Here is an 8,079-nt window from a genome sequence, read left to right as displayed (position 1 = left end):
GGCGCGACGACCTGCCGACCTGCCGCCGCTTCTTCCTCGACTGGGGGATGGCGCTGGTGCAGGAAAGCGCCACCGAACTGGTCTTCGAATCGCAAAACGCCTGCCGCGTGATCGTGCGCGACAGCGCCGACCCCCGCTTGCCGGCGGCTATCGAAGAGGGGCCGACGCTGCGCGAAGTGGTGTGGGGCGTTGCCTCGCCAGCGGTGCTGGACAAGTTCGCCAGCCGCATCGCCGGCCTGCCGGGCTTCGTCAATGACGGCAAGCGCGTGGGGTGTCGCGATCCCAACGGGTTGGCGGTGCGCTTCCAGGTCTCGCTCAAGCGTGAGGTGGCACTGGAATGCGCGCGTATGAATACCTGGAACGAGAAAAATCGCATCAACCAGCGCAGCCCTGTCTATGAGCGTGCCGCGCCCATCGAAGTGGGGCATGTGGTGTTCTTCGTCAAGGATGTGAAGGCTTGTGAAAAGTTCTATTGCGAGCATTTCGGCTTCGTGCCCTCGGACCGTTATCCGCAGCGCGGCGCCTTCCTGCGCTGCGCCGACGTCGGCGGCCATCACGACATTTTCCTGCTGCAACCGCCGCAGGCACGTGCCGGCCTGAACCACGTGGCCTTCACCGTGCGCGATATCCATGAAGTCTTCGGTGGCGGAATGCATATGTCGCGCCAGGGTTGGGAGACGCAACTGGGCCCGGGCCGCCATCCGATTTCCTCGGCCTACTTCTGGTACTTCAAGAATCCGGCCGGTGGCCTGATCGAATACTACGCCGACGAAGACCAGCTCGATGCCCAGTGGGAACCGCGCGAATTCGAACCCGGCCCGACGGTATTTGCCGAATGGGCCATCGATGGCGGTATCGACGGCCATACGCGCCGTCAGAAAAATGCCCAGGGCCCCAGCGGCAAGTTCCTCACCGACCGCGCCGCGGCGGACAAATAGCAGGTCGGCAGTCATTTCAAGAAAGGAAATCCAGATGTCCTTCAAGATCGCAATTCTGGGCGCCGGCATCGGTGGCCTGAGCGCCGCCATTGCCTTGCAGCGGGCCGGTCGTGAGGTGGTGGTGTATGAGCAGTCCCCGCAATTCCTGCGCCAGAACCACAATTTTGTTCCCCTGCGCGAGCGTATCGGCGAGCGCGTCCACAATGGAGGCCAATGATGGTTGCAACTGTTACCGATGTCTATCTCAACCCGCACCAGGCGCGTCGCCGGGCGCCGACTCAGTTCGAAGACCTGCTGGGCGACGCCATCGAGCGCGCCTATGCCGCTGGCATCCACGAATTGAGCGCGCTGGTGGCGCATCTCAATCGCACCGGCCCCAGCTGTCCCTACAACGATGGCGTCTGGACCGAAGACAACTACCAGCAAGAAATTGCGCGCCTGGCTGCCTGATCCGCAGCGCCCAGCCACGCTCCTACAGGAGATGACCGAAATGAGAACTGCCGCCCATGATGCCGTCGATGCCGTCCTTGCCGTCGGCCTGAAAGACTTGTGGTACCCGATCTGCCCCTCCGAGTTCGTGGCTGAAAAGCGGTCTCGCTGCGTCGCCTGGGCAGAAATTCGTGTTCTGGCGCGAGCCCTCGGGTCAGTTGCACGCGCTGGAAGACCACTGCCCGCACCGTGGCGCGCCCCTGTCCATGGGCATCCCCATGGGCGATCGCATCGCCTGTGGCTATCACGGCGTGCAGGTGCGCTTCGACGGCGTGGTCACCAGCGTGCCCGGCAGCCCCGGCTGCAAGCTGGAAGGAGCCAAGGCCACGCGCCGCTTCCACGTCACCGAAGCGGCTGGTGCCATCTTCCTCTACAACAGCCTGGAAGACGTCGACACGCCACCGCCGCTGCGCCTGCCGGAAGAATTGACCAGCCCCGAGTATTCCCACTTCCTGTGCTACACCGAATGGAAGGGCGACTATCGCTACGTGCTCGACAACGTGATGGATCCCATGCACGGCACCTTCCTGCACAAGCAATCGCACTCCATGGCCGAGGGCGACAACACGGCCAGTTTCGGCATCCGCGAGACCGACATCGGCTTCGTCTTCGAAAAAGAAGGCCAGCGCGACGTCAACTTCGACTGGACCGAATGGGGCGATACCGGTCTGCACTGGATGCGCCTGGCCATTCCCTATCCCAAGACCGGTGGCCCCGGCGGCAGCTTCGTCATCATCGGCAGCTACACCCCCATCGTGGAGAACATCGCCGCGGTATTCCACTGGCGCTGCCGCAAGCTGACCGGCTGGCAGCGCGATACCTGGCGCTTCCTGTATCGCAACCGCCTGGAAGCGCGCCACTGGAACGTGCTGGAGCAAGACCGCGTGGTACTGGAAGTGATGGAGCCCGACGCCAACCAGCGCGAAATGCTGTACCAGCACGACATGGGCATCGTGCGCCTGCGACGCCACCTGCGCGGATTGGCCAAGGCGCAACTGGCGCGCCAAGAAGAACAGGCGGCAGCCAAGGCCGCCGCATGAACTTGTTTGAACAAATCTGATGGGATGGTGATGCAGTCATGAGCAGTCCTCTTCTTTGCGTGCGTGTGCAGGCCTTGCGCTTTGAAGCGCAAGGCGTCATCAGCGTTGAACTGGGCCTGCCCGAGGAGGGCGAGTTGCCGCCGTTCGAGGCCGGCGCGCATATCGACCTGCACCTGGGCAATGGTCTGGTGCGCAGTTATTCCCTGTTCAATTCCCCCACCGAGCGGCATCGCTACGTGGTGGGCGTGTTGCTCGATCGCAGCAGCCGGGGCGGTTCGCGCTATGTGCATGAGCAGTTGCGGGTCGGCGCCACGCTCAGCATTTCGGCGCCGCGCAACCATTTTCAGCTGGATGAAGCGGCACCCTTGTCGGTACTGATCGCGGGCGGAATCGGCATTACCCCGATTTCCAGCATGTACCACCACCTGCGCGCCCAGGGCAAGGAAGTGGTGCTGCATTACTGTGCCCGCTCGCGCCGGGAAGCAGCCTTCACCCGTCAGTTGCTGGGGCAGCCAGGGGTGTCCAGTCATTTCGATGATGAAGCCGGGTGCGCGCCGGACTTGCGCGCCGTGCTCTCGGCCTATCCGCAGCAGGCGCATTTCTATTGCTGCGGCCCGACACCCATGCTCAATGCCTTCGAAAGCCTGTGCGAAGAACTGGGCCTGCCTCATGTCCACATCGAACGCTTTGCCGCAGACAAACTGGCAGCGCTGCCCAGTGGCAGCTACGTGGCCGAACTGGCGCGCAGCAAGGCCAGCGTCACCGTGCCGGCCGGCAAGTCGCTGCTGGATGCCTTGCTCGAGGCCGGCATCGAAGTCGAGCACAGCTGCCGCGAAGGGGTATGCGGCGCCTGTGAAACCAAGGTGCTGGAAGGTGAACTGGAGCACCGCGACGGTGTGCTCAGCAAGGCCGAGCGCGCGGCCGGCAAGACCATGATGGTGTGCGTATCCGGTTGCAAGGGTGCGCGTCTGATACTGGATCTCTAGTCACACTGGCGCACGACCATGCCCCTGCCCAGGCAGCGGGCATTTTTTTGAGCCCGATGAAATTTGTGGAACGACGATTCATAGGTGAAACGAATATCGCCGAATCCCGGACCACCCGTCCAGTCCCCCCACCGACCATGCGGTGGCGGGCTGGCCGGCAGAAATCACCTTTCCTGCGCACGGGGCACAGGAGAGCAGTGAGTCAATGCGGCCTGGCCGCGTGTTGGACTTTATTCGTTGAAGGGGAGTTTGATGAAGAAGTTAATGATGGCCGCAGCGGCATCCTGCCTGTCTGCGAGCGCCTTGGCGCAGAGCAGCGTTACCATCTACGGCAGCCTCGATGCTGGCGTAGCCTATATCAACAACCTCAATGGCGGATCGGTGGCGCGCCTGGACCAGGGCACGATGCAGCCGGATCGCATCGGCTTTCGCGGCAGCGAAGACCTGGGCGGCAATCTGAAGGCGGTGTTTCAGCTCGAAGCCGGCTTCTACACCGATACCGGTGCTACCCCCAATGCTTCCAAGCTGTTCAACCGCTACAGCACCGTCGGCCTGGCCGGCGACTTCGGTGCGCTGACCCTGGGCCACATGCCCGACGTGGTGTTCGACTACGTGGGCAAGCTCTCCAACGGTTTCCAGCTCACCAACTGGTACCTGTTCCACCCGGGTAACCTGGACAGCCTGGCCAACACCTACCAGTTCGACAATGCGGTGCGCTATACCTCGCCGACCCTGGGGGGCTTCCAGGGCAGTGTCATGGTGGGCTTCGGCGAAGTGGCCGGCGACAGCAGCAATGGCCGCAACATCAGTGCTGGCGGCACTTATACCAATGGCCCATGGCGCGCTGCACTGGCCTACTCCAAGCTGAACAATCGCGCCGCAGGCTATGCCGGCACCTTCCTTACCAGCGTCGGCCTGGGCAATGCCGCAACGGTCTTCAATAGCCTCACCACCACTGCGGGCGGCCTGGGTTACACCATCGGCAGCGTGCGCCTGAACACCGCCTATACCCAGGTCAAGCTGGCCCTGCCCAGTGGCGCCACCCCCAAGCAGAAGAACCTGGATCTGGGCGCAGCCTGGCGCTACGCGACGCTCGATACGATCAACCTGGGCTATGGCCTTTCCAAGCTGGAAGGGGCGCGCTGGAATACCTTGAGCCTGTCGCATGTGCATGAATTTTCCAAGCGCACCCAATGGTATGTACAGGCGGCCTACCAGCGCGCCGGCGGCGATGCCCGTTTTGCAGTCATGAATGGCACCGGGGCGTCGGGCGCGACCGGCGTCTCCGGTGGTCGCGGGCAGCTGGTCACCACCATCGGTATGCATCACTCGTTCTAAGGCCATCTGCGGATGGCTGGCATTACCTTCTGTGCATAGTCTGGTCTTGCGGACAGCGACCCTGGAGCGGGTCGGTGTTTCGTAGTGCCTTGGGCGGGGAAGTGGTCTTTCTCCGCCATTTTTTTATCCAGATCGAATTCATTGTCGGACGGCATCGCTGCAACGTCCGTCGGCATTCTTGCGTTGCGGAGAAAACATCATGATTGCAAACCTCAAACTGGGTGCCCGACTGGGGTTGGGCTTCGGCCTGGTCTTGACACTGCTGGCCGGGATCACGGCACTGGCCATTGCCAGTCTCTCCACGCTGCACCAGGGAACCCGCCAGATCGTCGAGGACCGTTACCCGCAGGTATTGCTGGCCAATGACGTCCTGTTACGCATCAGCGAAAATGCCAGCGCCATGCGCAACCTGCTGCTGCTGGACGACCATCAGCAATTGACCGAAGAAGTGGCCCTGATCGCCAAGGGCGAGGCGGCCATCGGCGAGGATCTCTCCAGGTTGCAGGCGCGCCTGTCCAGCGAACAGGGGCGCAAGTCCTTCGCCGAGATACAGGCCCTGCGGGCTGCGTACCAGCAGGGCCAGCAACGCTTTTTGCAACTGGCTTCCACCGGCGCCACCATGGACGCGGCGCAATTGCTGCTGGGTAGCTTGCGGCAGGAGCAGGATAGATACATCGCACGTCTGAAGAGCTATATCGCAGTCGGCAGCCAGATGATGGAACGCAGCGGTCAGCAGGCCGCCGATCAGTACCATCAAAAAACCCTGATCATGCTGGCCATCGCCATGCTGGCGGTAGCCGTGGGCGGCAGTTTTGCCTGGTGGGCCACGCGTTCTGTCACGCGACCGGTGCGCCATGCCGTGGAGGTGGCGCAACAGGTGGCCGATGGCAACCTGTGCCATCAGATCCAGGCCGGCGCGCGCGATGAAATCGGTCAACTGCTGGAGGCACTGCGCCAGATGAATGGCAGCCTTACCCGCATCGTCTTCGACGTGCGCAGCGGTGCCGAGACCATCGCTGCGGCCTCCTGCGAGATCGCCGGCGGCAATCTCGATCTTTCTTCACGCACTGAGCAGCAGGCTGGTTCGCTCGAAGAAACTGCGGCTGCGATGGAGGAACTGACTTCCACGGTACGCCAGAATGCCGATAATGCCCAGCAAGCCGACCGCCTCGCCGCCGAGGCGTCGGTGGTCGCCGCGCGTAGTGGCGAGGTGGTGCAGCAGGTGGTCTCGACCATGCACGGCATCAGTGCGGCCTCGCGCCGTATCGTCGATATCATCGGCGTGATCGACGGGATTGCGTTCCAGACCAATATCCTGGCCTTGAACGCGGCAGTGGAAGCGGCACGAGCCGGCGAGCAGGGACGGGGGTTTGCGGTGGTGGCCTCGGAAGTGCGTTCGCTGGCGCAGCGTTCGGCTACTGCGGCCAAGGAGATCAAGGCGCTCATCGGCGATTCCGTGGCGCAGGTCGATATCGGCGGACGTCTGGTGGAACAGGCGGGATCGACGATGCAAGAGGTGGTGGGCAGCGTCGGACGCGTCTCGCATATCGTGGGCGAGATCAGCATGGCCACGCAGCAGCAGCGTACCGGGATCGAACAGGTCAATCAGGCCATTACCCACATGGATGAAACCACCCAGCAAAATGCTGCGCTGGTGGAACAGGCCGCAGCCGCTGCCCAGTCTTTGCAAGACCAGTCGCAGCGGCTGCGTGAGTTGGTGGGCGTATTCCGGCTGCAGCAGGAGCCGCCGCTGGTGCTACTTCAAACGGACGAGGTGAGCGCCGCTGCTGTGGCCCCTTTGCCGCGATATAGCACCAGCGTGGCAATCAGTCCGCAGACGGCGGCAAAGCTCATCCAGTAACCCGGTGCGGCCTTGTCGCCCGAGGTTTCGATCAACCAGGTCGAGACCAGCGGCGTGAAGCCGCCGAAGATGGCGGTGGCCAGGCTATAGGCCAGCGAGAAGCCGACCGTGCGCACATGGGCCGGCATCACTTCGGTGAGCGCTACCACGGCCGCGCCGTTGTAGCTGGCATAGAGGAAGGATAGCCACAGTTCGGTGATCAGCAGGTTCTTGAAGCTGATGTCCGAGACCAGCCAGGACATCACCGGATAGGCCGTCAGCAAGGTCAACAAGGTGAAGGCCACCAGCACCGGACGACGTCCCACGCGATCCGACAGCGCGCCCATGATGGGTAGCCAGCAGAAGTTGGACAAGCCCACGCAGAAGGTCACGATGAGACTGTCGGAGGCCGACAGCTTGAGCACGTTCTTGCCGAAGGTCGGGGTATAGACCGTGATCAGGTAGAACGAGACGGTGGTCATCACCACCATCATCATGCCGGCCACCACGATCGTCCAGTTCTGGCCGATGGAGGTCATGATCTCGCCGAAGCTGGGATGACGCTTGCGCGCCAGGAATTCCTCGGTCTCCTGCAGCGAGCGGCGGATCATGAAGATGGCCGGCACGATCATGCAGCCGATGAAGAAGGGGATGCGCCAGCCCCACTCGCTGATCTGCAGCGGCGACAAGGACTGGCTTACCAGGTAGCCGATCAGGGCCGATGCCATGATGGCGGCCTGCTGGCTGGCCGACTGCCAGCTCACGTAAAAGCCCTTGTTGCCGGGCGTGGCCATCTCGGCCAGATAGACCGACACGCCACCCAATTCCACCCCCGCCGAAAAGCCCTGCAACAGCCGCCCGGTCAGCACCAGGATCGGTGCGGCCATGCCGATGGTGGCGTAGCCGGGCACGAAGGCGATCAGCAGCGTGCCGATGGCCATGATGGCCAAGGTCACGATGAGCCCCTGGCGACGACCTACGCGGTCGATGTAGCTGCCCAGGATGATGGCGCCCAGAGGACGCATCAGAAAGCCCGCACCGAAGGTGCCGAAGGTTAGGATCAGCGAGACGAACTCGTTGTCCGACGGGAAGAAGGTCTGCGAAATGTAGCTGGCGTAGAAGCCATACAGGAAGAAGTCGAACATCTCCAGGAAATTGCCGCTGGTCACGCGCAGGACGGTGGACAGCTTGGAGTGTTGTTTGGCGGTTTGGGTTGTTTTGTTCATGTCGGTCTCTCTCTTTCTCTCTCTACTGCAGTACTTCAGCGCTTTTCTTCATATTTTTCAGCGCGGCGCCGGATCCAGGCCGGATGCCTTGATGGCCGCCTCTGCTTCGGGCGAAGCGAGGAAGTCCAGCAATTCCTTGGCGGCCTGCGGCTCATGGGTACCGACCACCACACCGGCGGAGAAAGGGGTGATCTGCTGCGCGCTCTCGGGGAGGGGCCGATG

The 8,079-nt window shown here is 62.7% G+C and carries 8 protein-coding genes and 1 pseudogene; 7 read left to right on the top strand and 2 right to left on the bottom strand.

Annotated elements, in window-relative coordinates; genetic code table 11:
* The 7 genes and pseudogenes from I5W_RS06725 to I5W_RS29500 form a co-directional block, all read left to right on the top strand.
* The coding region (locus I5W_RS06725) for a VOC family protein (protein ID WP_083893477.1) at nt 1-938 on the top strand (938 nt) is incomplete at its 5' end.
* 34 nt (nt 939-972) lie between these two features.
* Nucleotides 973-1,155 carry an FAD-dependent oxidoreductase gene (locus I5W_RS34170; RefSeq protein ID WP_044528649.1) on the top strand — a complete coding sequence of 61 codons (183 nt, stop codon included), beginning with the start codon at nt 973-975 and terminating at the stop codon, nt 1,153-1,155.
* Nucleotides 1,155-1,388: a recombinase-like helix-turn-helix domain-containing protein gene (locus tag I5W_RS06715; protein ID WP_017454967.1), complete on the top strand. Its 234-nt coding sequence runs from the start codon at nt 1,155-1,157 to the stop codon at nt 1,386-1,388. Before I5W_RS34170 ends, I5W_RS06715 begins: the two co-directional genes overlap by 1 nt.
* 40 nt (nt 1,389-1,428) lie before the next feature.
* A pseudogene (locus I5W_RS06710) lies at nt 1,429-2,467 on the top strand (Rieske 2Fe-2S domain-containing protein).
* A gap of 38 nt (nt 2,468-2,505) precedes the next feature.
* Nucleotides 2,506-3,453 (top strand): PDR/VanB family oxidoreductase, encoded by a 948-nt coding sequence (locus I5W_RS06705; RefSeq protein ID WP_044528648.1) that lies wholly within the window; start codon nt 2,506-2,508, stop codon nt 3,451-3,453.
* 264 nt (nt 3,454-3,717) lie between these two features.
* The gene (locus I5W_RS06700) at nt 3,718-4,791 is read left to right on the top strand and encodes a porin (protein ID WP_050010627.1); all 1,074 of its coding nucleotides are present in this window, start codon (nt 3,718-3,720) and stop codon (nt 4,789-4,791) included.
* Between the two features lie 199 nt (nt 4,792-4,990).
* Complete coding sequence (locus I5W_RS29500) at nt 4,991-6,652, top strand: methyl-accepting chemotaxis protein (RefSeq protein ID WP_083893476.1); 1,662 nt, start codon at nt 4,991-4,993, stop codon at nt 6,650-6,652.
* Here the strand turns inward: I5W_RS29500 and I5W_RS06685 are convergent.
* Together I5W_RS06685 and I5W_RS06680 are read right to left on the bottom strand one after the other, a co-directional pair.
* Complete coding sequence (locus I5W_RS06685; protein ID WP_044528644.1) at nt 6,553-7,857, bottom strand: MFS transporter; 1,305 nt, start codon at nt 7,855-7,857, stop codon at nt 6,553-6,555. The genes I5W_RS29500 and I5W_RS06685 overlap by 100 nt on opposite strands.
* Nucleotides 7,858-7,914: 57 nt before the next feature.
* On the bottom strand, nt 7,915-8,079 hold a 165-nt coding region (locus tag I5W_RS06680), incomplete at its 5' end, for a substrate-binding domain-containing protein (protein WP_044528643.1).

This window comes from Herbaspirillum sp. B65 (genome assembly GCF_000333555.1).
Taxonomy (GTDB): Bacteria; Pseudomonadota; Gammaproteobacteria; order Burkholderiales; family Burkholderiaceae_D; genus Herbaspirillum; species Herbaspirillum rubrisubalbicans.
This window is presented reverse-complemented; position numbering and strand designations above follow the sequence as displayed.